23 protein-coding genes are annotated in these 25,166 nt (G+C 66.5%); 12 read left to right on the forward strand and 11 right to left on the reverse strand.

The window, feature by feature from the left end:
• The first annotated feature begins 115 nt into the window (after window positions 1-115).
• Window positions 116-1,423: a UDP-glucose dehydrogenase family protein gene (locus ACTZWT_RS19450; RefSeq protein ID WP_444771329.1), complete on the forward strand. Its 1,308-nt coding sequence runs from the start codon at window positions 116-118 to the stop codon at window positions 1,421-1,423.
• A 195-nt stretch (window positions 1,424-1,618) separates the two neighbouring features.
• On the opposite strand, the gene ACTZWT_RS19455 is transcribed toward ACTZWT_RS19450, so the two are convergent.
• The 6 genes from ACTZWT_RS19455 to ACTZWT_RS19480 all read right to left on the reverse strand — a co-directional run bounded on the left by ACTZWT_RS19455 (window position 1,619) and on the right by ACTZWT_RS19480 (window position 7,607).
• Window positions 1,619-2,737, reverse strand: a complete 1,119-nt coding sequence (locus ACTZWT_RS19455; RefSeq protein WP_444771330.1) for a cobalamin-independent methionine synthase II family protein — start codon at window positions 2,735-2,737, stop codon at window positions 1,619-1,621.
• 20 nt (window positions 2,738-2,757) lie between these two features.
• Entirely contained in the window at window positions 2,758-3,480 is a 723-nt protein-coding gene (locus tag ACTZWT_RS19460; RefSeq protein ID WP_444771331.1) for an ABC transporter ATP-binding protein, read from the reverse strand.
• A gap of 8 nt (window positions 3,481-3,488) precedes the next feature.
• Window positions 3,489-4,241, reverse strand: coding sequence for an ABC transporter ATP-binding protein (locus ACTZWT_RS19465; RefSeq protein ID WP_444771332.1), 753 nt, complete (start codon window positions 4,239-4,241; stop codon window positions 3,489-3,491).
• Window positions 4,238-5,257 carry a branched-chain amino acid ABC transporter permease gene (locus ACTZWT_RS19470; protein WP_444771333.1) on the reverse strand — a complete coding sequence of 340 codons (1,020 nt, stop codon included), beginning with the start codon at window positions 5,255-5,257 and terminating at the stop codon, window positions 4,238-4,240. The genes ACTZWT_RS19465 and ACTZWT_RS19470 overlap by 4 nt, the downstream gene beginning before the upstream one ends.
• A gap of 4 nt (window positions 5,258-5,261) precedes the next feature.
• Window positions 5,262-6,128: a branched-chain amino acid ABC transporter permease gene (locus ACTZWT_RS19475; RefSeq protein ID WP_444771334.1), complete on the reverse strand. Its 867-nt coding sequence runs from the start codon at window positions 6,126-6,128 to the stop codon at window positions 5,262-5,264.
• 300 nt (window positions 6,129-6,428) lie between these two features.
• Window positions 6,429-7,607: an ABC transporter substrate-binding protein gene (locus ACTZWT_RS19480; RefSeq protein ID WP_444771335.1), complete on the reverse strand. Its 1,179-nt coding sequence runs from the start codon at window positions 7,605-7,607 to the stop codon at window positions 6,429-6,431.
• 413 nt (window positions 7,608-8,020) lie between these two features.
• Between ACTZWT_RS19480 and ACTZWT_RS19485 the strand changes: the two genes are divergently transcribed.
• On the forward strand, window positions 8,021-8,320 hold the full coding sequence (locus tag ACTZWT_RS19485) for a hypothetical protein (RefSeq protein ID WP_444771336.1): 300 nt from the start codon (window positions 8,021-8,023) through the stop codon (window positions 8,318-8,320).
• Window positions 8,321-8,375: 55 nt separating this feature from the next.
• Window positions 8,376-8,963, forward strand: coding sequence for a DUF2939 domain-containing protein (locus tag ACTZWT_RS19490; RefSeq protein WP_444771337.1), 588 nt, complete (start codon window positions 8,376-8,378; stop codon window positions 8,961-8,963).
• A gap of 63 nt (window positions 8,964-9,026) precedes the next feature.
• Here the strand turns inward: ACTZWT_RS19490 and purU are convergent, their stop codons facing one another.
• Window positions 9,027-9,890 (reverse strand): formyltetrahydrofolate deformylase, encoded by an 864-nt coding sequence (gene purU, locus ACTZWT_RS19495; protein ID WP_444771338.1) that lies wholly within the window; start codon window positions 9,888-9,890, stop codon window positions 9,027-9,029.
• A 131-nt stretch (window positions 9,891-10,021) separates the two neighbouring features.
• On the opposite strand from purU, the gene ACTZWT_RS19500 reads away from it, so the two are divergent.
• From ACTZWT_RS19500 to ACTZWT_RS19540, 9 genes are all read left to right on the forward strand, one after another.
• Window positions 10,022-10,867, forward strand: coding sequence for a uroporphyrinogen-III synthase (locus ACTZWT_RS19500; RefSeq protein WP_444771339.1), 846 nt, complete (start codon window positions 10,022-10,024; stop codon window positions 10,865-10,867).
• A 59-nt stretch (window positions 10,868-10,926) separates the two neighbouring features.
• The gene (locus ACTZWT_RS19505; protein ID WP_444771340.1) at window positions 10,927-13,371 is read left to right on the forward strand and encodes a CaiB/BaiF CoA transferase family protein; all 2,445 of its coding nucleotides are present in this window, start codon (window positions 10,927-10,929) and stop codon (window positions 13,369-13,371) included.
• A 255-nt stretch (window positions 13,372-13,626) separates the two neighbouring features.
• A complete protein-coding gene (locus ACTZWT_RS19510) occupies window positions 13,627-14,856 on the forward strand; it encodes a branched-chain amino acid ABC transporter substrate-binding protein (protein ID WP_444771341.1) in 1,230 nt (409 codons plus the stop codon).
• Window positions 14,857-15,041: 185 nt separating this feature from the next.
• Window positions 15,042-15,989, forward strand: a complete 948-nt coding sequence (locus tag ACTZWT_RS19515; protein ID WP_444771342.1) for a branched-chain amino acid ABC transporter permease — start codon at window positions 15,042-15,044, stop codon at window positions 15,987-15,989.
• The gene (locus ACTZWT_RS19520; RefSeq protein WP_444771343.1) at window positions 15,986-17,287 is read left to right on the forward strand and encodes a branched-chain amino acid ABC transporter permease; all 1,302 of its coding nucleotides are present in this window, start codon (window positions 15,986-15,988) and stop codon (window positions 17,285-17,287) included. The genes ACTZWT_RS19515 and ACTZWT_RS19520 overlap by 4 nt, the downstream gene beginning before the upstream one ends.
• Window positions 17,284-18,033: an ABC transporter ATP-binding protein gene (locus tag ACTZWT_RS19525; protein WP_444771344.1), complete on the forward strand. Its 750-nt coding sequence runs from the start codon at window positions 17,284-17,286 to the stop codon at window positions 18,031-18,033. The genes ACTZWT_RS19520 and ACTZWT_RS19525 overlap by 4 nt, the downstream gene beginning before the upstream one ends.
• A gap of 2 nt (window positions 18,034-18,035) precedes the next feature.
• Window positions 18,036-18,731, forward strand: coding sequence for an ABC transporter ATP-binding protein (locus tag ACTZWT_RS19530; protein ID WP_444771522.1), 696 nt, complete (start codon window positions 18,036-18,038; stop codon window positions 18,729-18,731).
• Window positions 18,732-18,804: 73 nt separating this feature from the next.
• The gene (locus tag ACTZWT_RS19535) at window positions 18,805-19,386 is read left to right on the forward strand and encodes a hypothetical protein (RefSeq protein WP_444771345.1); all 582 of its coding nucleotides are present in this window, start codon (window positions 18,805-18,807) and stop codon (window positions 19,384-19,386) included.
• Window positions 19,383-21,239 (forward strand): glycosyltransferase family 39 protein, encoded by a 1,857-nt coding sequence (locus tag ACTZWT_RS19540; protein WP_444771346.1) that lies wholly within the window; start codon window positions 19,383-19,385, stop codon window positions 21,237-21,239. The genes ACTZWT_RS19535 and ACTZWT_RS19540 overlap by 4 nt, the downstream gene beginning before the upstream one ends.
• A gap of 226 nt (window positions 21,240-21,465) precedes the next feature.
• Here ACTZWT_RS19540 and rfbA read toward each other — a convergent pair whose 3' ends face one another.
• The 4 genes from rfbA to rfbB are packed head-to-tail and all read right to left on the reverse strand — an operon-like array spanning window position 21,466 to window position 24,898.
• Window positions 21,466-22,344 carry a glucose-1-phosphate thymidylyltransferase RfbA gene (gene rfbA, locus ACTZWT_RS19545; RefSeq protein WP_444771347.1) on the reverse strand — a complete coding sequence of 293 codons (879 nt, stop codon included), beginning with the start codon at window positions 22,342-22,344 and terminating at the stop codon, window positions 21,466-21,468.
• A gap of 13 nt (window positions 22,345-22,357) precedes the next feature.
• On the reverse strand, window positions 22,358-23,254 hold the full coding sequence (gene rfbD / locus ACTZWT_RS19550) for a dTDP-4-dehydrorhamnose reductase (RefSeq protein WP_444771348.1): 897 nt from the start codon (window positions 23,252-23,254) through the stop codon (window positions 22,358-22,360).
• A gap of 3 nt (window positions 23,255-23,257) precedes the next feature.
• Window positions 23,258-23,815, reverse strand: a complete 558-nt coding sequence (rfbC, locus tag ACTZWT_RS19555; protein WP_444771349.1) for a dTDP-4-dehydrorhamnose 3,5-epimerase — start codon at window positions 23,813-23,815, stop codon at window positions 23,258-23,260.
• Between the two features lie 21 nt (window positions 23,816-23,836).
• Window positions 23,837-24,898: a dTDP-glucose 4,6-dehydratase gene (gene rfbB, locus ACTZWT_RS19560; RefSeq protein ID WP_444771350.1), complete on the reverse strand. Its 1,062-nt coding sequence runs from the start codon at window positions 24,896-24,898 to the stop codon at window positions 23,837-23,839.
• Window positions 24,899-25,166 lie beyond the last annotated feature (268 nt).

Below are 25,166 nucleotides of genomic sequence, written 5' to 3' on the forward strand. Positions count from 1 at the left end.
GCAAAAATAGTATAACCGGCCCAACCTTTGGCCTCCTGTTATTTTTAAACCGGGCTCGGTCTGCTAAGAGCATCGACGCCGGCGCTCTGCCGGTTCGCAGCCAAAAGAGCGTGAAATGCGAATAGCGATGATCGGAACCGGCTATGTGGGGCTGGTGTCGGGGGCGTGCTTTGCCGATTTCGGACATCACGTCGTTTGTGTCGACAAGGATGCCGACAAGATTGCGGCGCTGCATCGCGGCGAGATCCCGATCTACGAGCCGGGGCTCGACGAACTGGTGGCGGCGAACGTCAAGGCGGGGCGGCTCGGCTTCACCACCGATCTGACGGCGCCGGTGGGCGAAGCCGACGCGGTGTTCATCGCGGTCGGCACGCCGTCGCGGCGCGGCGACGGCCATGCCGATCTGAGCTACGTCTACGCCGCGGCGCGCGAGATCGCCGCCGCGCTGAAGGCCTTTACGGTGGTCGTCACCAAGTCGACCGTCCCGGTCGGCACCGGCGACGAGGTCGAGCGACTGATCCGCGAGACCAATCCGGAAGCCGACGCCGCGGTCGCCTCCAATCCGGAATTCCTGCGCGAGGGCGCGGCGATCCGCGACTTCAAGTTCCCCGACCGGATCGTGATCGGCACCTCGGACGAACGCGCGCGGAAGGTGCTCGGCGAGATCTATCGGCCGCTGTCGCTGAACCAGGGCCCCCTGATGTACACCGAGCGGCGCACCGCCGAACTGATCAAATACGCCGCCAACGCCTTTCTGGCGACCAAGATCACCTTCATCAACGAGATGGCGGATCTGGCCGAGAAGGTCGGCGCCGACGTCCAGGACGTCGCCCGCGGCATCGGCATGGACAACCGCATCGGGCCGAAGTTCCTGCACGCCGGCCCCGGCTTCGGCGGCTCGTGCTTTCCCAAGGACACCCGCGCGCTGGTCAAGATCGGGGCCGATCACGAGGTGCCGCTGCGGATCGTCGAGGCGGTGCTCGCGGTCAACGACAACCGCAAGCGCGCGATGGCCCGCAAGGTCGCGCACGCGCTCGGCGGCAGCCTGCGCGGCAAGACCGTCGCGGTGCTGGGCCTCACCTTCAAGCCCGACACCGACGACATGCGCGAGGCGCCGTCGATTCCGCTGGTGACCGGGCTGATGGACATGGGCGCCAAGGTCCGCGCCTTCGATCCGGTCGGCATGGCGCAGGCGAAGGCGGAACTGCCCGATATCACCTATTGCGACGACGCCTATGCCTGCGCCGACGGCGCCGACGCGCTGGTGATCGTCACCGAATGGGTGCAATTCCGCGCGCTCGATCTGCCGCGGCTCAAGGCCGCGATGAAGCAGCCGGTGATCGTCGACCTGCGCAACGTCTACCGCGCCGACCAGATGGCCGAGCACGGCTTCGTGTATCACAGCGTGGGGCGGCCGAGCTGAACGTCGGTCGGCCGCCCCGAGCGGCCGGTCGAGCCGAGCAATTGGTCGTCATCCTGAGAGCCTGACCGGAAATGCAGGCCGCCAAATCACCGCCCTATCCCCGTCATTGCGAGCGAAGCGAAGCAATCCAGTGCGCCGAGCGCAAGATTCTGGATTGCTTCGTCGCTGCGCTGCTCGCAATGACGAGGGTGCGGTCTACTTGCCCCAGACCTCCTGCGCGACTTCGACGGCGAGGCGCAGCTTGTCCCACTGCTCCTGCTCGCTGAGGATGTTGCCTTCCTCGGTCGAGGCGAAGCCGCATTGCGGCGACAGCGCGAGCTGCTCCAGCGGGGCGAACTTGGCGGCTTCTTCCAGACGGCGCTTGATGTCGTCCTTCTTTTCCAGCTCGCCGAATTTCGAGGTGATGACACCGACCACCACGACCTTGTTGCCCTTCGGCAAAAAGCGCAGCGGCTCGAAGCCGCCGGCGCGTTCGGAGTCGTATTCGAGGAAATAGCCGTCGTAATTGATGCCGGCGAGCAGCGTTTCGGCCACCGGCTCGTAGCCGCCGGAGGAGATCCAGGTCGAACGGAAATTGCCGCGGCAGACGTGGGTGGTGATCACCATGTCGGCGGGCCGTTCGGCGATCGCGTAGTTGATCACGCGGGCGTAGATCTGCTGCAGATTGTCCGGATCGTCGCCGCGGGCGCGAGCCTTCTCCAGTTCGTCCGGCGAGCACAGATAGGCCCACACGGTGTCGTCGAACTGCAGATAGCGGCAGCCGGCGTCGTAGAACGCCTTCACCGCCTTGCGATAGGTCTTGGCGAGGTCCTCGAAGAAACCGTCGAGATCGGGATAGACCTCCTTGGAGATCGCCTTGCGGCCGCCGCGGAAATGCAGCACCGCCGGCGACGGGATCGTCATCTTGGCGGTGACATGCGCGACGTCGGCGTGCTTTTTCAAAAAGCGGAAGTGATCGAGCATCGGATGATCGTCGGGGAAGTCGAGCTTGCCGATCACCCGGATCGAATCGTTGCGGGTCTGCACGCCGGCGAACTGGATGCCGGTGTCGGGATGATAGAGTTCGCACCCCGTCAACTTGGCCAGGAAGTCGAAGTGCCACCACGAGCGGCGGAACTCGCCGTCGGTGGCGAGCTTGAGGCCGATCGCCGACTGCTTGTGGACGACCTTCTCGATTTCCATGTCCTCGATCTTCTTCAGATCGGCGGCGGTGATGTCACCCTTCTCCAGTTTTGCGCGCGCCTCCTTGATACTCTGCGGGCGCAACAGGCTGCCGACCTCGTCGGCTCGGAACGGGGCTCTGGTTCTCTGCATCGTTTCACTCCCAGTGAGGATCAGCTTTTTGCACCGGCGGCGCTGGAAACGCCGAGGTAGCGCTCCAGCGTGGCGGGATCGTCCTTCAGCGCCGCACTGGTCGCCTGATGGACGATCGCTCCGCGCTCCAATATCACAACGCGATCGGCGAGCCCGAGGATTTTTCGCGCATTCTGCTCGACGATGATCGAGCAGATTCCGCCCGCCCGGGTGATCGCGCCGAGCGCGGTCATCAACTCGTCGACGATGATCGGCGCCAGCCCTTCGGTCGGCTCGTCGAGCAGCAGCAGCTTCGGATTGAGCGTCAGCGCCCGGCCGATCGCCAGCATCTGCTGCTCGCCGCCGGAGAGCTGGTTGCCGAAATTGCCGCGCCGCTCCTCGAGCCGGGGAAACATCTCGTAGACCTTGGCCACGGTCCAGGGGCCGGGCCGCGCCACCGCGGTGAGGTTTTCCTCGACGGTGAGCGACTTGAAGATGTTGCGCTCCTGCGGCACCCAGCCGATCCCGGCGCGGGCGCGCTGGTCCGGCCTCAGCGCGGTGATGTCGACGCCGCCGAGCGAGATCGTGCCGGAAAACCGCCGGGTGACGCCGACGATCGAATTGATCAGCGTGGTCTTGCCGGTGCCGTTGCGGCCGAGCAGCGCCAGCGCCTGGCCTTCGTCGAGCTGCAGCGACAGCTCCGGCAGCACCACGGCCTCGCCATAGCCGGCGCGCAATCTGTCGATCGCCAACAGCTCAGACATTTGGCAGCTCACCCATGGGCGTCCTCGCCGAGATACACCGCCTTGACCTGCGGATCGCGCGCGACTTCATCCGGCGGGCCTTCGACCAGCAGCGCGCCGGACACCAGCACCGAGATCCGGTCGGCGAAGGAGAACACCAGATCCATGTCGTGCTCGATCAGCAGCACGGTGACGTCGCGCGGCAGATTCGCCACCGCGCCGAGGATATCGTGACGCTCGCTTTCGGGCACGCCGGCGGCGGGCTCGTCGAGCAGCAGCACCCGCGGCCTTGTGGCGATCGCCACAGCGATTTCCAGCAGGCGCTGCTTGCCGTAAGGCAGCCGCCCGGTCGGCTCGTTCATGACGTCGAGCAGGTGGAAGCGCGCGAGGTTTTCGGCGATCTCGCCGTTGATATCGGCACGGGTGCCCATCCGCCGCCACCAGTCGCCGCCGTGGCCCGAGCGTTCCGACACCGCGAGGCCGATGGTCTCCAGCGGCGTCAGGTCCGCATAGAGCTGATTGATCTGGAAGGTCCGCGACAGCCCGCGCAGCACGCGCCGGTGCACGGGCATCTGGGTGATGTCCTGCCCCTCCAGCAGGATGCGGCCGGCATCCGGCTTCAGCACGCCGGTGAGCAGGTTGATCACCGTGGTCTTGCCGGCGCCGTTGGGGCCGATCAGCGCGTGGCGCGCGCCGGCCTCGATATTCAGCGACAGGCTGCGGGTGACGTGGAGGCCGCCGAAATGCTTGTCGAGGCCGACGGTCTGCAGCGCCAGCGTCATGCCGCGCCTCCCGTCGGCTTCGACCGGCGCAGCGCGCGCATCACCTGGCGCGGCACGAACATCACCCAGCGCTCCAGCCGCTCGCGGCCGATCAGCACGATCGTGACCAGCACCAGCCCGATCCAGAACAGCCAGTATTGCGGCGTGATGGTCGAGAAGATCTCCTGCAGGATCTTGAAGATCACCGCGCCGATCATGCCACCGTACAGATAGCCGGTGCCGCCCAGCACCAGCACCAGCACCAGATCGGCCGAGCGCTCGAACGAGAACACGTCGAGCGAGGCGAGCTGCGTGGTCTGGGTGAACAGCGCGCCGGCGATGCCGGCATAGACCGCGGCCAGCGTGTAGACCGCGACCAGCCGCCGGTTGACCGGAATGCCGACCGCGGCGGCGCGCAGCGGATTGTTGCGGATCGCGCGAAGACTGAGGCCGAACGGCGAATGCACCACGCGGCGCGCCAGCAGGAACAACACGAACAGCACCGCGACGCTGTACCAGAACCCGACCTGGCCGAAGATGTCGAACTCGAACAGGCCGAGGATCGGCTGCATCACGATGCCCTGCAGGCCGTCGCTGCCGCCGGTGATGTCGGAGAACCGCTCGGCCAGCGCCTCCATCAGCAGCGCGATGCCGAGCGTCACCATCAGCCGGGTGAGATCGACGCCGCGGATCACCAGGAAGCTGGTGGCGAAGCCGAGCACGCCGGCGATCAGTCCCGCGACCAGCAGCGCCAGCACCGGCTCGGGCACGAGACCGTGCAGCGCCATCAGGCCGGCCGCATAGGCGCCGACGCCGAAGAACGCGGCGTGGCCGAGCGAGACGATGCCCGCATAGCCGAGGATCAGATCGAGCGACAGCGCGAACAGGCCGATCCGCAGGATCTCGGTCATGATCAGGTAGCGCGACGGAAACAGCAGGCCGCAGCCGATCAGCACCAGCCAGAACACCAGTTCGCCGGCGTGCCAGCGCGCGGTGCGGCGGGCATGGAAGCCGACATTGTCTGCGGGCGCGGTCATGCGGTCACCGCGCCGCGGTACGGCCGAACAGGCCGTTGGGACGCCAGATCAGGATCACGATCATGATGGTGTAGATCATGAACGGTCCCATCTTCGGCAGATAGTATTTGCCGGCGACGTCGCCGATGCCGAGCAGCAAGGAGGCGAGGAACGGCCCGGTGATCGACGACGAGCCGCCGACGGTGACCACGATCAGAAAGTAGATCATGAATTTCAGCGGAAAATACGGATCGAGGCCGAGGATCTCGGCGGAGAGCGCACCGCCGAAGCCGGCGAGCCCGCAGCCGAACGCAAAGGTCAGCGCGAACACCTGCGGGACGTTGATGCCGAGGCCGGAAGCGACGCGCGGATCGTCGACCGCGGCGCGCAGCCGGCTGCCGAAGCGGGTCTTGGCCAGCGTCAGTTGCAGCGCCACCGTGAGCAGGCCGCAGATCACGATGATCATCAGCCGGTAGCGGCCGATGCCGATGCCGAACAGGTCGATCTGGCCCTGCAGCACTTCGGGCAGTTTGATGAAGATCCGCGACGAGCCCATGATGAAATCGACCGCGGCGACCGACATGAAGACGAGGCCGACGCTGAACAGCACCTGATCGAGATGCGAGCGGTCGTAGAGGTGGCGGTACAGCAGTCGTTCGAACAAGGCGCCGATCAGCGCGCTGGCGAGAAACGCGATCGGCAGCGCGGCGAAGAACGGCCAGCCCATATTGTTGACCAGCACCGCGCAGACATAGCCGCCGGCCATCGCGAAGGCGCCGTGGGCGAGATTGACGAAATTCATCAGCCCCAGCGTCACCGCCAGCCCGCACGCCAGCACGAACAGCAACATGCCGTAGGCGATGCCGTCGAACAGGATGGTGAGGAAGGTCATGAGGGTCGCGCCGATCGGGTGGGCGCCGTCACCCTGAGGTGGCCGCGTCTTCGCGGCCCTCGAAGGGCGGCGGCGATGTTCTGCCGGAGCATGTCATCCTTCGAGGCTCGGGCTTCGCCCTCGCACCTCAGGATGACGGCCGCGATTTGTGGAGCCACCAACTCGCCGCCCGTCATGGCCGGGCTCGTCCCGGCCATCCACGAGCCCCATGCACCGCAGTTCGTGGATGCCCGGGACAAGCCCGGGCATGACGTGGATGGGGTGGCGGGGAGTATCGACCTCAGCACGCGTGGCTCCGCCTTACTTCTTCGTCTTGCCGGGGTCCTTGACGGCGTCGAATTTGGCGAATTCGATGTTGTAGAGTTCGCCGTCGACCTTCTCAACCTTGCGGATGTAGATATCCTGGACGATGTCGCGGGTCTCCGGATCGATCGAGATCGGGCCGCGCGGGCTTTCCCAGCTCATGCCCTTCATCGCCGCGATCAGCGAATCGCCGTCGGTCTTGCCGCCGGTCTTCTTCAGCGCTTCGTAAATCAGGTGGATGCCGTCATAGCCGCCGACCGCCATGAAGCCCGGGCGCTGGCCGAAATCCTTCTTGTAGGACGCGACGAATTCCTTGTTCAGCGCCGAGGGATGCGCCGCCGAATACATGTGCGCGGTGACCACGCCGAGCGCCGCGTCGCCCATGCTGTTCAGGAGGTCGTCGTCCATCACGTCGCCGGGGCCGATCACCTTGATGCCGCTCTTGTCGAGCCCGCGCTCGGCGAACTGCCGCATGAAGTTGCCGCCCTGCCCGGCCGGCACGAACACGAACATCGCATCCGGCTTGGCGTCCTTCATGCGCTGCAGGAACGGCGCGAAGTCCGGATTGGCGAGCGGTACCTTGATCTCTTCGACGATCGTGCCGCCGCCGGCGGTGAAGTGCTGCTTGAACGCCGCCAGCGCGTCATTGCCCGGCGCGTAGTCCGAGGTCAACGTCGCGACCTTCTTGATGCCGTTCTTTGCCGCCCAGTCGCCGATGATGGTCGAGGATTGCGCCAGCGTGAACGAGGTGCGGGCGATATAGGGCGAGCGCTCGGTGATGATCGAGGTGCCGGCCGCCATCACGATCTGCGGCACCTTGGCCTGCGTCGCCAGCGGCGCCGCGGCGAGCGCGGCCGGGGTGATGCCGAAGCCGGCGATCACATTGACCTTGTCGTTGACGATCAATTCCTGCGCGAGCCGCTTGGTGTTGTCGGGAATCGCGGCGTCGTCCTTTAGGATCACTTCGATTTTCTTGCCGGCGACGGTATCGCCGTGCTTTTTGATGTAGAGCTTGATCGCGTTGTCGATCTGCTTGCCGGTCGAGGCCTGGCCGCCGGTCATCGGCACGATCAGGCCGACCTTGAAGGTGTCCGCGGCCTGCGCGGCAGCGATCGGAGCCGTGGTTGCGAGAGCGATGCAGGCGGCCTGCAGCAGTGTTCGTCTGCCAATCAGCATGAGCGTTTCCCCTTGTCCCTGTGCTTCGCGTCCGAAGCTTTTGCTCCGGTCCGCATCCTAGCCGAGATGGCGCCGCTGTGTCTTGCAAGGCTGGAGCGCTTCCATCCGGTGATGCCGGATGTTAATCGCGAGACGTTCGCACCTCGCCGGTCACGGCCGATCCCAAGGCAACCAAATGCCAAGGGTCTCGTGCTACGGAAGAGTGCGCGACTGCAGCCTTCGACCTCTGAATCCACGGCTTTGATCGGCGGATTGGCCATATCATTGCCATGGAAGCCGGGATGATGGGTGCAATATCAGGTATGCCACAATCGGATAGCAGAAAGACCATTCGGCGCGATCGACGGACTTTCGCGCCACCGAGCCGGACCGCCAGGTGCGGAGCGGCGATCAACCGGGACCTCGAGATTTCAATGCAAACGAGTTCGTTGCGTCTCACGATCGCGGCCGCCGCCGGCGTGCTTCTTTGCGGTCTGGCGGGCTGCGGCACCATCAATGAGCAACTAACCGTCGGCCTCGCCGACCACGTCCCGCAATGGGCCGGCGGCCTGCCGCCGAACGCGCCGCCGCGCCCCGGCACGGCCAAGTACGACGCCTACATGCGCGAGCAGGAGCGGCTGCGCAACATGCCCGCGGCCGAGCGCCAGAAGCTCGAAGCCGCCAAGGCGGCCGAGACCGGCGGGGCGGCGCCGGCCGGCGAAGCCCCGCGCTGAACCGGAACGATCGCCGCGTCGCGCCGTTCGATCGATGGGCCCGGAGAAATCAAACATGCGCTGGTTGTTCGGCGGTCTTGCCGCAATCCTGATCGCCGTTCTGATCTATCTGGGATCGGCCGCCTGGTCGCTGGCCGGCCTCGCCGCCGCCGCACGATCCGGCGATGGCGCCGCGGTGATCGCGCGCACGGATGTGAAGTCGCTGACCCAGTCGCTGGCGGACCAGATCGTCGGCGCGTATCTGGACCGCATCGGGCAAAGCCGTCAGGTTCGCCCGATGGAACGAACCCTGGTGCGCGGCGTGGGATTAGGTTTCGCCGAGGCGATGATCGCCAAGATGCTGACGCCGGACCGTCTGACGCAGATCCTGAAGACCGGCGGACTCCCCGCCGATGACGGCCTGCCCTTGTTCGAGGGTGTTCCGAAGCTCACCGATCTCGACACCGGCAATGTGCTGTCACTGCTGCAGCGGTTTCGATTCATCCAGCCGGTCGAATTCGCGATCAGGATCAGCGAGAGCTCCGAACCGGAACTCTACAGCGCCATCAAGCTGCATTTCTATGGCACCGGATGGAAGATGTCGGGCCTGGTCCTCCCCGAGAAGGTCGCCCGCGATCTGGCGGCAGCGCTGCCGGCGAAGTGACGTGGTGCGACTAATCTCGAGGCCAAGTAATAACGGCCAGACCTTCTCGCCCGATGCCGCGCATCAATCCACGAACACCACGGTCTTGCGGCCGTTGAGGATCACCCGATCGTCGAGGTGATAGTGCATCGCGCGGGCAAGCACCCGGCGCTCGATGTCGCGGCCCTTGCGCACCAGATCCGCCGGCGTGTCGCGGTGGCTGATGCGCTCGACGTCCTGATCGATGATCGGCCCCTCGTCGAGCGTGCTGGTGACGTAATGCGCGGTGGCGCCGATCAGCTTGACGCCGCGATCGAACGCCTGGTGATAGGGCCTCGCCCCCTTGAAGCCCGGCAGGAACGAATGATGGATGTTGATGCAGCGCCCGGCGAGGCGGCCCGCCATCTCATCCGACAGGATCTGCATGTAGCGCGCCAGCACCACCAGATCGGTCTTGGTCTGGGCGATCAGCGCGGTGATCGCCGCCTCCTGCTGCCGCCGCGTCTCCTTGGTCACCGGCAAGTGGTAGAACGGGATCTCGCCGAAATCGAAGCCGCTGAAGGTCTCGCGCGGATGGTTGGAGACGATCGCGGTCGGGATCATCGGCAACTCGTCGATCCGCCAGCGATACAGAATATCGGCGAGGCAGTGATCGGACTGCGACACCAGCAGCATCACCCGCCGTCGGGTGCTGCGGTCGCGCATGTGCCAACCCATCGTGAATTTGACCGCGACGGCGGAGAAGCCGTTGCGCAATTCCCCCAGCGGCACCACCCGGTCGGCGGCGTTGAACACCACGCGCATGAAGAAGTGGCCGCTCTCGATGTCGTTGTATTGCTGCGCGTCGAGCACGTTCTGGCCGTGCTCGAACAGGAACGTCGTCACCGCGGCGGTGATGCCGACGCGATCGGGGCAGGACAGGGTCAACACGTATTGATGATGCGGCATGGGCGATCTTGATAGCAGCGGCGGCGCTGGAACTCGGTTCGGGGACCCTGCTCTAGCATCGGCGCGAGGCTTGCGCCAATCCCGATCAAAGGCGCAAGATGATCAAACAAACGGCGATCGGCGGAATTTTCATGGCTGGACGGCTCGACGGCACCCGCATCCTGATTCTGGAGACGCGCGAGGAAGCGCAGTTCTCCCGCCTGCTCGCCGACCAGGGCGCCGACGTGCTGCAATGTCCGATGGTCGCGATCATCGACGCGCCGGAGCCCGCCCCGGTGGCGGCGTGGATCGACCGGCTGATCCGGACGCCGTTCGACGATCTGGTGCTGACCACCGGCGAAGGCCTGCGCCGTCTCACCAGGCTGGCGCGCAGCCTCGGCCGCGAGCGCGACTTCGTCGACGCGATCGGCAAGACGCGCCGGTTCGCGCGCGGCCCCAAGCCCGGCCGCGCGCTGCGCGAGATCGGGCTCGACGCCGATGTCACCACCGAGACGCCGACCTCGGAGGGCATCGCCGCGACGCTCGCGCAATACGATCTGCGCGACCATCGCGTCGGCCTGCAGCTCTATCCCGACAAGGATCACGCCGCGCTGATCGGCGCCATCGCGGCGCAGGGCGCGGAGGTCGACACCGTGCTGCCCTACGCCTACGACGCCCGCGCCGCGGAGGAGAATGTCGTCACCGCGATCGAGGAGATGGCGCAGGGCCGCGTCGACGCGATCGCGCTGACCAGTTCCAACCAGCTGCGCCGGCTGTTCGACGTAGCGGCCGCGCGCGGCTGCGAGGATCGCCTGCGCGAGGGCCTCGACGCGACGCCGATCGCGTCGGTCGGCCCGGTGGTGTCGGACGAATTGCGGCACTATGGACTCATGCCCGCGATTACGCCGCCGGACGGCGCGTTCTTCATGAAGCCGCTGATCAGCGCGATGATCGCGTCGCTGGGCAGCCGGCCGCCGCGCACTGCAGCATCATCGTGACTTGACGGCTTCGCCCGCGCCGCCAAGATGCGGACAACCAAAAACAAGGTCGGGTGGACATGCGGGCGCTGCCATTGTCGGAATTGCGCGTCGTGGAATTGGGATCCGGCGACGCGCTGGCTTATTGCGGCAAGCTGTTCGCTGATTTCGGCGCCGAGGTCATCAAGGTCGAGCCGCCCGGCGGCGATCCCGATCGGCAGACCGCGCCGCTGGTCGAGTGCGGCGGACGGCGCGAGAGCGCGAGCTTCGCGTGGCTCAACACCAACAAGCGCAGCATCATTGCGGATCTCGACCGCCCGGACGACGTCGCGCGGATCCAACGCTTACTTGCGGACGCCGATCTGCTGATCGACTCGCGCCATCCGGTCGAGATCGAAGCCTCGGCGCTGTCGCATCGCAGTCTGCGTGAAACGCAGCCCGGCCTCGCCGTCACCGCGCTGTCGTGGTTCGGCGAGCACGGCCCGTATCGCGATTACCTCGCGACCGATTCGGTCTGCCGCAGCCTTGCCGGGCTGGTGAAACTGGTCGGCCCGGCGGAGGGGCCGCCGGTGCTGCCGCGCGACGGCCAGATCGCGGTGATCGCCGGCCTCACCGCTTTCATCCCGACGCTCGCCGGCCTGTTCGCCCGCGCGGATCAGGGCGCGCGCCGGTTCGCCGTCAACGCCTTCGAGGCGATGCTGCAGATCACCGAGTTCGACATCGCGCTGGCGCTGGAAGCCGGCTCGACGCGGCCGCGGATCGGTTTGAACCGGTTCGGCCGCGGCTTTCCGGTCGGCAACTACGCCACCAGGGACGGCTGGCTCGGCGTCACGGTGGTAACGCCGGCGCAATGGCTCGGCTTCTGCGCGATGATCGGCCTGCCCGAACTCGGCCCCGACCCGCGCTATTCCGCGACCAACGATCGCTTCGCCCATGCCGACGAGTTGAATTCGATCATCGGGCCGGTGCTGATGCGCAAGACCGCGACGGAATGGTTCGAGCGCGGCATGGAATTGCGACTGCCGCTGGCGCTGGTGCCGGACATGGCACAACTGCTGGCGCAGCCGGTGATGCGCGAACGCGGAGCCTTCGGGAAGGTCGAGATCGGCACGGCGTCGTTCGAGGCGCCGGTGCTGCCGCAGCGGCTGACGGGGTCGCCCGGCAGGCCCAACGGCCGCGCGCCGCTCTGCGGCGAGCACGACGACGCCGAGCTGACGCCGCGCCGGCGCGTCGCCCAACGCGCCGCGGGCCCGGACGAGGCGTTGCCGCTGTCGGGCATCCGCATCGTCGATCTCACCATGGGCTGGGCCGGGCCGTCGGCGGTGCGCCAGCTCGGCGATCTCGGCGCCGATGTCGTCAAGGTCGAGTCCTGCCAGTATCCGGACTGGTTCCGCGGCACCGATCCGCGCGGGCCGTATCATCCCGAACGCACCTACGAGAAGACCTACTGGTTCCAGACGATGAACCGCAACAAGCGCGGCATCACGCTGGATCTCACCACCGAGGACGGCCGCGCAGCGCTGAAGCGGCTGCTCGCGGGCGCCGACGCGGTGATCGACAACTACGCGGCCGACGTGCTGCCGCGGCTCGGCCTCGACGTCGCCGCGATGCAGGCGATCAATCCGCGGCTCGTCATCGTGACGATGCCGGCGTTCGGCATCACCGGACGCTGGAGCGCCGCCCGCGCCTATGGCTCGACGCTCGAGCAGGCATCCGGCCTGCCGTCGGTGACCGGCCGCGACGGCGACCCGCCGACGATGCAGCACGCCGCATTGGGCGATCCGGTCGGCGGGCTCAACGCCGCCGCTGCGCTGATGCTCGCTTTGACCCATCAGAAGCGGACCGGCGAAGGCCAGCACATCGACCTGTCGCAGGTCGAATGCATGCTGCCGATGCTCGCCGCCTCGATCATCGAGCAATCGGCGACAGGCACGACCGGCCCGCGGATCGGCAACCGGCATCCGCGCTTCGTGCCGAGCGGCTGCTTTCCCTGCGCGGGCGAGGATCAGTGGGTGACGCTGGTGGTGCAGAGCGACGCGCAGTGGGCCGCGCTGTGCGGGGTGATGCACCGGCCCGACCTCGCCCACGATCCCGCGCTCGCCACCGCCGAGGGCCGCCGCGCCGACGAGGATCGGATCGAGGTCGCCGTCCGGCACTGGACCTCCGGCGTCCGGCCGGACCTGGCGATGGTGACGCTGCAGGACGCCGGCATCGCCGCCGGCGTCGCGCGGCTGCCGGTGGATCTGGTCGGCGATCCGCATCTGCTCGCGACCGGGCACTGGCAGCCGGTGGTCCGCCCGTATATGGGGCCGCATCTGCTGCCCTCGGTGTCGTATCGCGAAGGCTTCGCCGAACGGCCCTACCCGATCGAGCGGCTGGCGCCGACGCTCGGCGAACACAACACCGAGGTGCTGCACGCGCTGGGATTGAGCGGTGCCGAGATCGCAAAGCTGCGCGAGCGGGGCGTGATCGGAAACGTGGCGACGACGAAGAACAGCAGCGGCGCCCGCCAGGCGGCGGAATGATAAAGGCCGCCCCGGCCCCGATCCGATACGAGAAAGTCAGCCGATCCCTTCGCCTTTCAGCCTGTCGGCGCAAGACAGTGGAGATACGCCGCGTCCGACATCCGGACACGACAATGCGACCCACGGCTGCCGAGGATGCCGGGCGATAAGTATGAATCAGGAGAAGCGCAATCGGCGGGTTGAAACTCCTGACCGATCTGCGCTAACACGCTTGCAAGCTAGAAAAGACCCGCAGGGGATCAAGGGAGAAACAGAATGAAAAGACTTCTCGCAGCCGTTGCAATCGCGCTGCCCATGCTCGGCGCCGCGGCGAGTGCCCAGGAAACAGTCAAGCTCGGTTACATCGACCCGTTGTCCGGTGGCGGCGCCAGCGTCGGCGAGGGCGGCCTCAAGACCTTCCAGTATCTGGCCGACGAGCTCAACGCCAAGGGCGGCATTCTCGGCAAGAAGGTCGAGATCGTTCCGCTCGACAACAAGACCAATCCGCAGGAAAGCCTGATCCAGGCGCAGAAGGCGATCGACTCCGGCGTCCGTTACGTCACCCAGGGCAACGGCTCCTCCGTCGCCGGCGCGCTGTCGGACTTCATCACCAAGTTCAACGAACGCAACCCCGGCAAGGAAGTCCTGTACTTCAATTACGCCGCGGTCGACCCCGTGCTCACCAACGAGAAGTGCAGCTTCTGGCACTTCCGCTGGGACGCGAACTCCGACATCAAGATGGAAGCGCTGACGAACTACATGAAGGACCAGCCTTCGATCAAGAAGGTCTACCTGATCAACCAGGACTATTCGTTCGGCCAGTCGGTCCGCTCCACCGCCCGGGCGATGCTGTCCAAGAAGCGCCCCGACGTCCAGATCGTCGGCGACGAACTGCATCCGCTGCTGAAGATCACCGACTTCGCGCCCTACATCGCCAAGATCAAGGCTTCGGGCGCCGACACCGTGGTGACCGGCAATTGGGGCCAGGACATCGCGCTGCTGCTGAAGGCCGCCGCCGACGCCGGCCTCCAGGTCAACTGGTACACCTATTACGCCGGCGGCGCCGGCGGCCCGACCGCGATCAAGCAGACCGGCCTCGACCACAAGGTGTTCCAGATCACCGAGGGCTTCGCCAATGTCGAGCACAAGACGTCGCAGGATTACGAAAAGGCGTTCCGCGCCAAGGTCGGCCTGAGCCTGTGGTACCCGCGCGCCGTCAATGAAATGCGGATGTTCGCCGCCGCGGCCGAGAAGGCCAAGTCGGTGGATCCGGTGAAGGTGGCGCAGGCGCTCGAAGGCCTGAAGTTCGAAGTGTTCAACGGCGGCGAAGGGTTCATGCGCGCCGAGGACCACCAGTTCTTCCAGCCGATCTACATCTCCTCGTTCGGCAGCATCCCGCAGGGCCAGTTCGACGAAGAGAACACCGGCTGGGGCTGGAAGCTGGCCGCCAAGATCGACACCGACCAGACGATCGTTCCGACCACCTGCAAGATGGACCGGCCGTAACGGCGTCAAGCGCTTCTCCCTCTCCCCGCAGGCGGGGAGAGGGTCGGGGTGAGGGGGCGTCCCCGCGAGGCTCAGACTCGGCGAGACGCCCCCTCACCCGGGTCATCGCTTCGCGCTGATCCGACCTCTCCCCGCCCGCGGGGAGAGGTGATCGATACGCCCTCCCCTCAGTTGCAGGCAGACACGTGCTCGAGCTGATCGTCATTTCCACCCTCAACGGCGTCCTGTACGGGATGCTGCTCTTTCTGATGGCGAGCGGGCTCACCGTCATCTTCAGCATGCTCGGCGTGCTGAACTTCGCCCATGCCAGCTTCTACATGCTCGGCGCGTTCTTCGGCTTCCAGATCAGCCGCTGGTTCGGGTTCTGGCCGGCGCTGATTTTCGCGCCGCTGCTGGCGGGCGCGATCGGCGCCGCGGTCGAACGCTTCGGCCTGCGCCGCGTCCATCGTAACGGCCATGTCGCGGAACTGCTGTTCACCTTCGGCCTGGCATTCGCGATCGAGGAAGTGGTGTCGATCATCTGGGGCAAGGTCCCGGTCGACTACCGCGTGCCGGAACTGCTCGACTTCCCCGCCTTCACGATCTTCTCGACCAACTACCCCGCCTACAAGATGTTCATGCTGGGGGTCTCGATCGTGATCTTCATCGGCCTGTTGCTGGTGCTGAAGCGCACGAGGGTGGGCCTGATCGTGCAGGCGGCGCTGACCCATCCGCACATGGTCGGCCATCTCGGCCACAACGTCGAACGCATCTTCATGCTGGTGTTCGGCGTCGGCACCGCGCTCGCCGCCGTCGCCGGCGTCATCGCCGGTCCGTCGCTGGTGACGCAGTCCAACATGGCGGCGATGCTCGGCCCGATCCTGTTCGTCGTCGTCGTGGTCGGCGGCCTCGGCTCGCTGCCGGGCGCGTTCATCGCGTCGCTGCTGATCGGGCTGGTGCAGACCTTCGCGGTCTCGATCAACGGCTCGCTCGCCTCGGTGTTCGGGCCGCTCGGACCCGACCTGGCGCAATCCTGGCTCAGCGACATCTGGAACGTGTCGGTCGCGCAGATCGCGCCGATCATGCCGTATCTGCTGCTGGTGCTGATCCTGATCTTCCGGCCGATGGGGCTGTTGGGAACCCGCGAAACATGACCGATCTCGCTTCCCGCGTCGCGCCGCCACGGCCGGCGCTGTCCGACCGCCTGAAATTCTACGGAACCTGGGTGGCGACGGCGCTGATATTGCTGCTGCTGCCGCAGATCTTTTCGTCCGGCGGCTCGCTGACCACCTTCAGCCTGGTCGGCATCTCGATCATCTTCGCGCTGTCCTACAACATCCTGCTCGGCCAGACCGGCATGCTGTCGTTCGGCCACGCGGTGTATTACGGCCTCGGCGGCTTCCTGGCGATCCACGCCATCAACATGCTCGGCGCCAACAAATGGGCGATCCCGCTGCCGCTGGTGCCGCTGATCGGCGGCATGGCAGGGCTGTTCCTCGCCGCCCTGATCGGCTGGGTGATGACGCAGCGCTCCGGCACCGCCTTCGCGATGATCTCGCTCGGCCTCGCCGAACTGGTCGCCTCCTCGGCGCTGATCCTGCGCACCTTCTTCGGCGGCGAGGCCGGCATCTCGGCCAACCGCACCAAGCTGTTCAAGGTGTTCGGGCTCTCCTTCGGCCCGCAGATCCAGATCTATTATCTGGTCGCGGCGTGGACGCTGATTGCGATCATCGCGATGTATGCGCTGACCCGGACGCCGCTCGGCCGGATGTGCAACGCGGTGCGCGACAATCCCGAACGCGTGCAGTTCGTCGGCTACGACCCGCACGTCGTTCGCTATCTGGCCTTCTGCTTCGCGGGCTTCTTCGCCGGCATCGCCGGCGCGCTCGCCGCGATCAATTTCGAGATCGCCAACTCCGCCTATCTCGGCGCAGTGCAGTCCGGCACCGTGCTGTTCGCCGCCTATATCGGCGGCATCGGCTTCTTCATCGGCCCGATCGTCGGCGCCATCTTCGTCACCATCCTGTCGCTCGGCCTCTCCGACCTCACCCAGGTCTGGCAGCTGTATTTCGGCCTGTTCTTCATCGCCGTGGTGCTGTATGCGCCCGGCGGCATCACCGGCCTCCTGATGATGCACCGGCCGCTGATCCGCGCCGGCATGCTGTCGCGGATGTTGCCGAGCTATCTCATCGCCGCGCTGCCGACGCTGGCGCTGGTCACCGGGCTGATGCTGATGATCGAGACCATCGTGCACTACACCGTCAACCCGCACGAGGATTCGTACCGCAAGGCGTTCGGCATCCCGTTCGACGCGGCGAGCCCGCTGACCTGGGCGATCTCCGCGGCGCTGATCGTGGTCGGCTTCGTGCTGTGCCGGATGGCCTGGGCCCGCGTCGGCCAGACCTGGGACGAGACCCTCACCGCCGCCCGCGCCAAGGTGCACGCCCTATGAGCAATGCGATCGAACTGCACGGCGTCGAGAAGAGCTTCGGCATCACCAAGGTGATCCAGAACATCACGCTGAGCATCGCCCAGGGCGAGCGCCACGCACTGATCGGCCCGAACGGCGCCGGCAAATCCACCACCTTCAATCTGATCAGCGGCTATATGCGGCCGACCTCGGGCAGCATCCTGCTGCGCGGCGAGGAAATCTCCGGCCTGCGCCCGTTCCAGATCAACCGCCGCGGGCTGTCGCGCTCGTTCCAGGTCACCAACGTGTTCGCCAACATGACGGTGTGGGAGAACCTGCGCTGCGCGGTGCTGTGGGCGACGGGACAGCGCTACGCGTTCTGGAAGAACGTCGACAACCTGCCCGAGGTGCGCGAGCGCACCGCGCAGATCCTCGAGGACATCCATTTGACGTCGCGCCGCGACATCCCCGCCGGCCTGCTGACCTATGCCGAACAGCGCGCGCTGGAGATCGGCATCACCATCGCGGGCGGCGCCGACGTCATCCTGCTCGACGAACCCACCGCCGGGATGAGCCATGCCGAGACCGAGCGCGCGGTGTCGCTGATCCGCCGCCTGACCGAGGGTCGCACGCTGCTGATCGTCGAGCACGACATGAGCGTGGTGTTCGGCCTCGCCGACCGCATCTCGGTGCTGGTCTACGGCCAGGTGATCGCCTCCGGCACGCCCGAGGAGATCCGCGGCAACCCGAAGGTCAAGGAAGCCTATCTCGGCGAGGAGGCGGCCTGATGATGCTCGAGGTCAAGGATCTGCACGCTTACTACGGCAAGAGCCACATCCTGCAGGGCGTCGACATGCATATCGACGCCGGCGAGGTGGTCAGCCTGCTCGGCCGCAACGGCGTCGGCCGCTCCACCACGGTCAAGGCGATCATGGGCGAGGTGCCGCCGCACGGCACCATCCTGTTCAAGGGCAAGAACATCGCCGGCCTGCCGAGCTACAAGATCGCGCATCTCGGCCTCGGCTACGTGCCCGAGCACCGCGACATCTTCCCGAGCCTGACAGTGCGGCAGAACCTGATGCTCGGCGTCAAGAACCCGCGCAATCCGGGCAAATGGCGACCCGACGACATGCTCGACATGTTCTCGAACCTGAAGGAGCGCGCCGACACCGCGGCCGGCGTGCTGTCCGGCGGCGAGAAGCAGATGCTGACGATCTGCCGGACGCTGATGGGCGATCCGGAACTGGTGATGATCGACGAGCCGACCGAAGGCCTGGCGCCGATCATCGTCCAGCAGGTCGGCGACCTGATCGCCGAAATCGCCCGCCGCGGCGTCGCCATCCTGCTGGTCGAGCAGAAACTGTCGATCGCGATGCGGATCTCGCACCGGGTCTATGTGATGGGCCACGGCAGAATCGTGTTCGAAGGCACCCCCGCCGACCTCAAGGGCAACGATGCCGTCCGCAAGGAGTGGCTGGAGGTCTGAGCTTCCGCATCGGGTCATTTCGGACTACGGTCGGGGGGCTGTGCCCCCGGGCGCCCCCGAATCATGAGCCTTGATGCTGTCTGCGCTGACCCGAACGAGAACCCGGCTCGCTGATTTTGCCGCCAACAACGACCCGCTCGCGGCGACCGGCAATCTGGTCGCGCTGGTGCTCGCCGGCAATACGCCGTTTTATCCGATCTATGTCGCGGTGGTTGCCGGCCCGGGCGGGATGCCGTGGCTGTTGCTGACGCTGTTGTCGTTTCCGTTCTTCTGCCTCGTACCCGTCATCGCCCGCAGGAATCCGCGGCTCGGCCGGATCACGCTGTCGCTGACGGCGACCGGCAACACCGTGTTCTGCACCTGGCTGCTCGGCGTGCCATCGGGGATCGAGCTGTTTCTGCTGCCCTGCGCCACGCTCTCCAGCCTGCTGCTTCGCCGCAGCGAGCGGCTGCTGATGCTGCCATTGGCCGGGTTGCCGGTCGCGGCCTATTTCTTTCTGCACGGCCGCTACGGCGCGCCGCCGCACGCCTATTCGGCCGACGAATATGCTGCGCTGTTTTCGATGAACGCGATCAGCGCCGCGATGATCTCGATCTTCATCGGAATCGTGTTTTCCGGGCTGTTCGCCGTGCCGGCCGAAAGCAGCAAAACGTGACCGGCCGTCGCAACCGGCTCGACCTGCTCGCCTTCCTGATCGTGCTGGCCGCCGCGATCGCGATCGCCGGCGTGATGTTCGCGGACTATTATCGCGCGCCCGATCTGCTGTGGCGCTACTATTATCACGACCGCAACTCGCATTACAGTTTCGGGCTCGACCTCGCGCTGGCGATGCGCAACCTCGATCCCGTCTGGTTCTTCACCGAGCTGGAAAAGGCCAAGGTGTGGCCGCCGCTCCACGGGCTGGTGCTGAGCGCCGTGCTGCTGGTCGGCGGTATCGATTATCGACTCGGCATCGTGCCGAGCCTGATCGGCTGGGTCGCGACGATCGCCTTCACATGGCTGATCGCGCGCCGGCTGATCGCCGGCCGGATGGAGGGCCTGTTCGCTGCGGCCGTCGCGACCATCCTGACGGCGGCCAGCCCGGCATTCCGGCTGATCAGCGCCGACGTGATGCTGGAAGGCCTCGGCGCCGGCCTCTCCGCCGCCGCGCTGTGGGCCTATCTGCGCGCATCCGCTGAACCCGAGAAAGCCGCACGCTGGCGGTTGCTCGCCGTGATCCTGACCGCGCTGTTCTTCCACAAAGGCAATTACTGGGGCCTGCTGCTGGCGCCGATCGCGATCGCCTTCGCCACCGAACACTGGCGCGCCACGCTGGCGACCGTACGCGCCATTGGCCGGGTCAGGGTCGGCGCAGCAATCGCGGCCCTGCTCCGGCAGCCGCTATTGATCCTCGCCGCGCTGATGGCGGCGCTGGTGGCGTCCATCTATGCGCGCGGCCCGACGGCGCTGGAGCTGTTCGGCAAATCCGTGTCGCTGTATCCGCCCGAGAACCTGACCACCATCGCCTACGCGCTGGTGTTCCTGTGGTGGGCGCTGTTCTGGTGGCGCCACAAGGCCGCGATCGACCGCGCGCTCGGCATTCCCGGCCGCGCCCTGCTGTACTGGCACATCACGCCGATCGCGATCTCGTTCCTGCTGCCGCACCGGCTGTCGCGCTTCCTGTGGTTCGTCGGGCCGGCCAACAATCCCCAGGGCGACGGCCTGTGGCATAGCGCCCGGTTCTATTGGCACGTGTTCGCCGACGCCTTCCACACCCAGCCCTGGCTGGCGATCCCCGCATTGGCCTTCGCGGTGATCGGCGCTTTCGGCATCCGGCGCCTCGCGCCCGGCGCGCGCGTGGTGTTTCTGTTCGCGCTGCTGGCGTGGATCGGCGTGCTGATCCACCCGCAGCACCAGGGTCGCTTCATGTCGACCTGGGTGTTCGCGGTGTGGATATGCAGCGGAGTCGGCGCCGGGCTGATGCTCGGCCGGCTGCGCGACCTGCTGTCGGCGTGGGTGCGCGCCATCGTCGCCGTCGCTGCCGCAGCATCTCTTCTCCTGGTCAATGTCGGCCACGCCATCCCGGAGGTCGCCTACACCTACGCGATCCACCCCAGCCCGAACAGCGGACCGACCGATCTCAGTCTGATCCGTCCCTATCTCGAGGAGCTGGACGGCGCCCGCGAGGTCACGGTGCTCGCCACTTTCGGGTCGAGCAAGCTGTTCGCCTGGGTGATCCGCGAGCACTGCCGCTGCCACACGATCGTGCCCGATCCGTTCATCGCCGACCTCGCCACCCGCGAGGATGTCCGGCGGGTGACGGCCGAACGGATCGCGCGGTCGACCGCCGACATCATAGTCACCATCGACGCCCCGACCGGCCGCTACGAACTGCCTTCGGTCGGATGGGTGTATTCGCGGATGGCGGGGATCGTGGACGCCATGAACGACCAGACCCGCTACGCGCGCGGCACCACTTACGATCTGCCGGACCAGCAGGCGCAGGCGACGATCTGGCGGCGGCGCTGAGAGGCTGACTCAAAATGAGAGCAACAAGATCAGGCACTAAAGTCCGTCATTGCGAGGAGCACCCGGATCGGCGCTCCGCGCCGTCCGAGCACAGGCTCCGCGACGAAGCAATCCCACTCGGCGCCTCTGGATTGCTTCGCTTCGCTCGCAATGACGGAGGGAGGCGTTGATTTGGCGGCCTGCATTTCCAGTCAGGCGCTGAGGTAGCCCGCGTGGCTGCCGCTTTTCAGCGCTGTGCGATCGCCAGCAGATATCGGCCATAGCCGCTGTTGGCGATCGGCTTCGCCAGGGCTTCGAGCTGACCGGCGTCGATCCACTTCATGTGAAAGGCGATCTCTTCGGGGCAGCAGATCTTCAGGCCCTGCCGCTTCTCCAGGATGCGCACGAATTCGGCCGCCTCCAGCAGATTGTCCGGCGTCCCGGTATCCAGCCAGGCAAAACCGCGCCCCATCTTTTCGACGCGCAATTGGCCGCGTTCGAGATAGGCGCGGTTGAGATCGGTGATCTCGAGCTCGCCGCGCGCCGAAGGCTTCAGGCCGGCGGCGATGTCGACCGCCTGTGCATCGTAGAAGTACACGCCGGTGACCGCCCAATTGGATCGCGGCTTCGCGGGCTTCTCCTCGATCGAGATCGCATTCTGGTTCTCGTCGAACGCGACGACGCCATACGCCTGCGGGTCGCTGACCTGATAGGCGAACACCGTGGCGCCCTCGCTTCGGCCCGCGGCGCTCTGCAACAGCGGGATCAGATCGTGGCCGTAGAACAGGTTGTCTCCCAGCACGAGCGCGGACGGCCCGCCGGCGACGAAGTCGGCGCCGATGACATAGGCCTGGGCGAGCCCCTCCGGGCGCGGCTGTTCGGCGTAGCTGAACGACATGCCCCAGCGCGCGCCGTCGCCGAGCAATTGCTGGAACCGCGGCAGGTCGGCCGGGGTCGATATCACCAGGACCTCGCGGATCCCCGCCATCATCAGCGTCGACAACGGGTAGTAGATCAGCGGCTTGTCGTAGACCGGCAGCAACTGCTTGGAGGCCGACACCGTCATCGGATGCAGCCGCGTGCCGCTGCCTCCGGCGAGAATGATGCCCCTGGAAACGCGGGTCATGTCGAAGCCTGTTTCATGGAGCGGCGCGCGCCGCGGCGAGCAGCCGGGCGACGCAGGGGGCGAGCGAGTCCTGCCAGGCCGGCAGGCGGACGCCGTGACGCTCGGCGAGACGCGTGGTGTCGAGGCGGGAGTTGGCGGGCCTGCGCGCCGGGGTGGGATAATCGGCCGTCGGGATCGGCTTCACCCGGGCCGAGGGGCCGCCCGCGGCGGCGGAGCACGCGAAGATCGCCTCGGCGAACCCGGCCCAGTTCGTTTCGCCGCTGCTGGTCATGTGAAACACGCCGCGCAGCGCCGCCTCCTCCGGACGCGCCAGCAGGTTGCGCGCCACCGCGATGACGCCGTCGGCGATGTCGAGCGCGCAGGTCGGCGCGCCGAGCTGATCGCACACCACCGACACCTCCTCGCGGCTCTGCGCCAGCGTCAGCATGGTGCGGACGAAGTTCTTGCCGAACGGGCTGTAGACCCAGGCCGTGCGCAGGATCGCGTGATCCGGATTGGCGCCGGCGACCGCGCGTTCGCCGGCGAGCTTGCTGGCGCCGTAGACGCCGAGCGGCGACGGGACGTCGTCCTCGCGATAGGCCCGCGACAGGCTGCCGTCGAACACGTAGTCGGTCGACAAATGCACCACCGGAATTCCGAGGCGGGCCGCGGCGGCTGCGACGGCGCCTGCGCCTTCTCCGTTGATGCGGTGAGCGAGTTCGGATTCGGTTTCGGCGAGATCGACCGCCGTATAGGCCGCGGCGTTGACCACCGCATCGGGCCGCGCCGCGACCATCGCCTCGGCCACCGCGCGGGGCTCCTGCAGGTCGACCTCGGGACGGGCGAGCGTGACGATCTCGACATCGGCCGGCGCGCGCTCCAGCAGCGATCGGACGACCTGGCCGTGACGCCCTGTGACTGCGAGGCGCATCGGCTACTCGAAATAGGCCGGGAGAGAACGGAACGGCGGCAGTTTCGAATCCTTGTCGGACAGAACGGCCTTGTCCGGCGTGACCGGCCAGTCGATCGCGAGATCCGGATCGTTCCAGGCGACCCCGAGATCATGCGCGGGCGAGTAATAGCCGGTGACCTTGTAGAGCACGAGCGTATCGGGCTCGAGCGTGCAGAAGCCGTGTGCGAAACCGACGGGAACCAGCAATTGCTTGCCGTTGTCCGCGGACAGCTCCTCCGCGACCCATTTGCCATATGTCGGCGACGCGCGCCGCAGATCGACGGCGACGTCCAGAATCCGGCCGCGCAGCACGCGCACCAGCTTGTCCTGCGCCGCCGGGTGGCTCTGGAAATGCAGGCCGCGGATCGTGCCGGCCTGCGCCGAGCTCGACTGGTTGTCCTGAACGAAGTCGAACGCGATGCCGTGCTCGACGAAGCGGCGGTGATTGTAGGTCTCGCAGAACACCCCGCGGGTATCGGCGAAGCCCTTCGGAACGATGACTTTGACGACCTCGATCGCGGTCGGCGTGACTGTCAGCACGAATGTTCTCCTGGGCTTTCGTCAGACCGCGATGCCGAGGCGTTCGCCCCGGTAGGCGCCGGAGCGGACCCGCTTCCACCAGTCGGCGTTGTCGACATACCATTGCACGGTCTGACGCAATCCCGTCTCGAAACTGTGGCGCGGCTGCCAGCCGAGTTCGCGGCCGATCTTCGCAGCATCGATCGCATAGCGCAGGTCGTGACCCGGCCGGTCGACCACGAATTCGATCAGGCGCTCGCGCGGGCCGATGGCGGCGTCCGGCGCCAGTTCGTCGACGATGCGGCAGATCGCCCGCACGACCGAAATGTTGGTGTGCTCGTTATGGCCGCCGACATTGTAGCTGTCGCCGACGACGCCGTTGGCGGCGACGCGCAGCAGCGCTTCGGCGTGATCATCGACATGCAGCCAGTCGCGCACATTGGTACCGGCGCCGTAGACCGGCAGCGGCCGGCCTTCGAGCGCGTTGATGATCGTCAGCGCGATCAGCTTCTCCGGAAACTGATAGGGACCGTAATTGTTCGAGCAATTGGTCATCACCGTCGGCAGGCCATAGGTGTGATGCCAGGCGCGCACCAGATGATCGGATCCGGCCTTCGACGCCGAATAGGGTGAGTTCGGCTGATAGGCCGACTGCTCCGTGAAACAGCCGGTCGGCCCGAGCGAGCCGAACACTTCGTCGGTCGAGATGTGGTGAAAGCGGAAATCCGCCTTGCGACGGGCCGGCATCGAGCGCCACAGCTCCAGCGCCGCCTGCAGCAGGACGAAGGTGCCGACCACATTGGTCTGGACGAACGCGCCGGGGCCGTCGATCGAACGGTCGACATGGCTCTCGGCGGCGAGATGCATGACGGTGTCGGGCGAAAAATCGGCGAACAGTTTCCGCATCGCCGCGGCGTCGGCGATGTCGGCGCGTTCGAATTGAAACCGCGGATCGGACGACACCGGCGCGAGAGATTCCAGATTGCCGGCATAGGTCAGCTTGTCGACGACGAGCACCTCGTGGTCGGTCGCCTCGATCAGCCGGCGCACGACCGCCGACCCGATGAAGCCGGCGCCACCCGTGATCATGAATTTTCTGGTCATCTCAGATCCGGCAGGATGGAGGACAGAGGACGACGGCCGAATGACCAGGGGACGCGCAACCGCGCCCCCAGCCCGAAGTGCTGTTACGCGGCGTTCCCGGCAGTTTCCGACACCGAATCGGAATTCGGCCACGCGCGCCCGCGGCCTTCAAGCGCCGTCTCGTCCTCCGCCTTGCGCTCGAACCCACTTTCCAGATTAAAATAGTCGCATATCTTCGGCAACCCGGCTGCTATAGAGTCGGACCAGCGAAAAAGCCGCCAAGGCACGC

The sequence above is a fragment of the Rhodopseudomonas sp. NSM genome (assembly GCF_052445935.1).
Taxonomy (GTDB): domain Bacteria; phylum Pseudomonadota; class Alphaproteobacteria; order Rhizobiales; family Xanthobacteraceae; genus Rhodopseudomonas.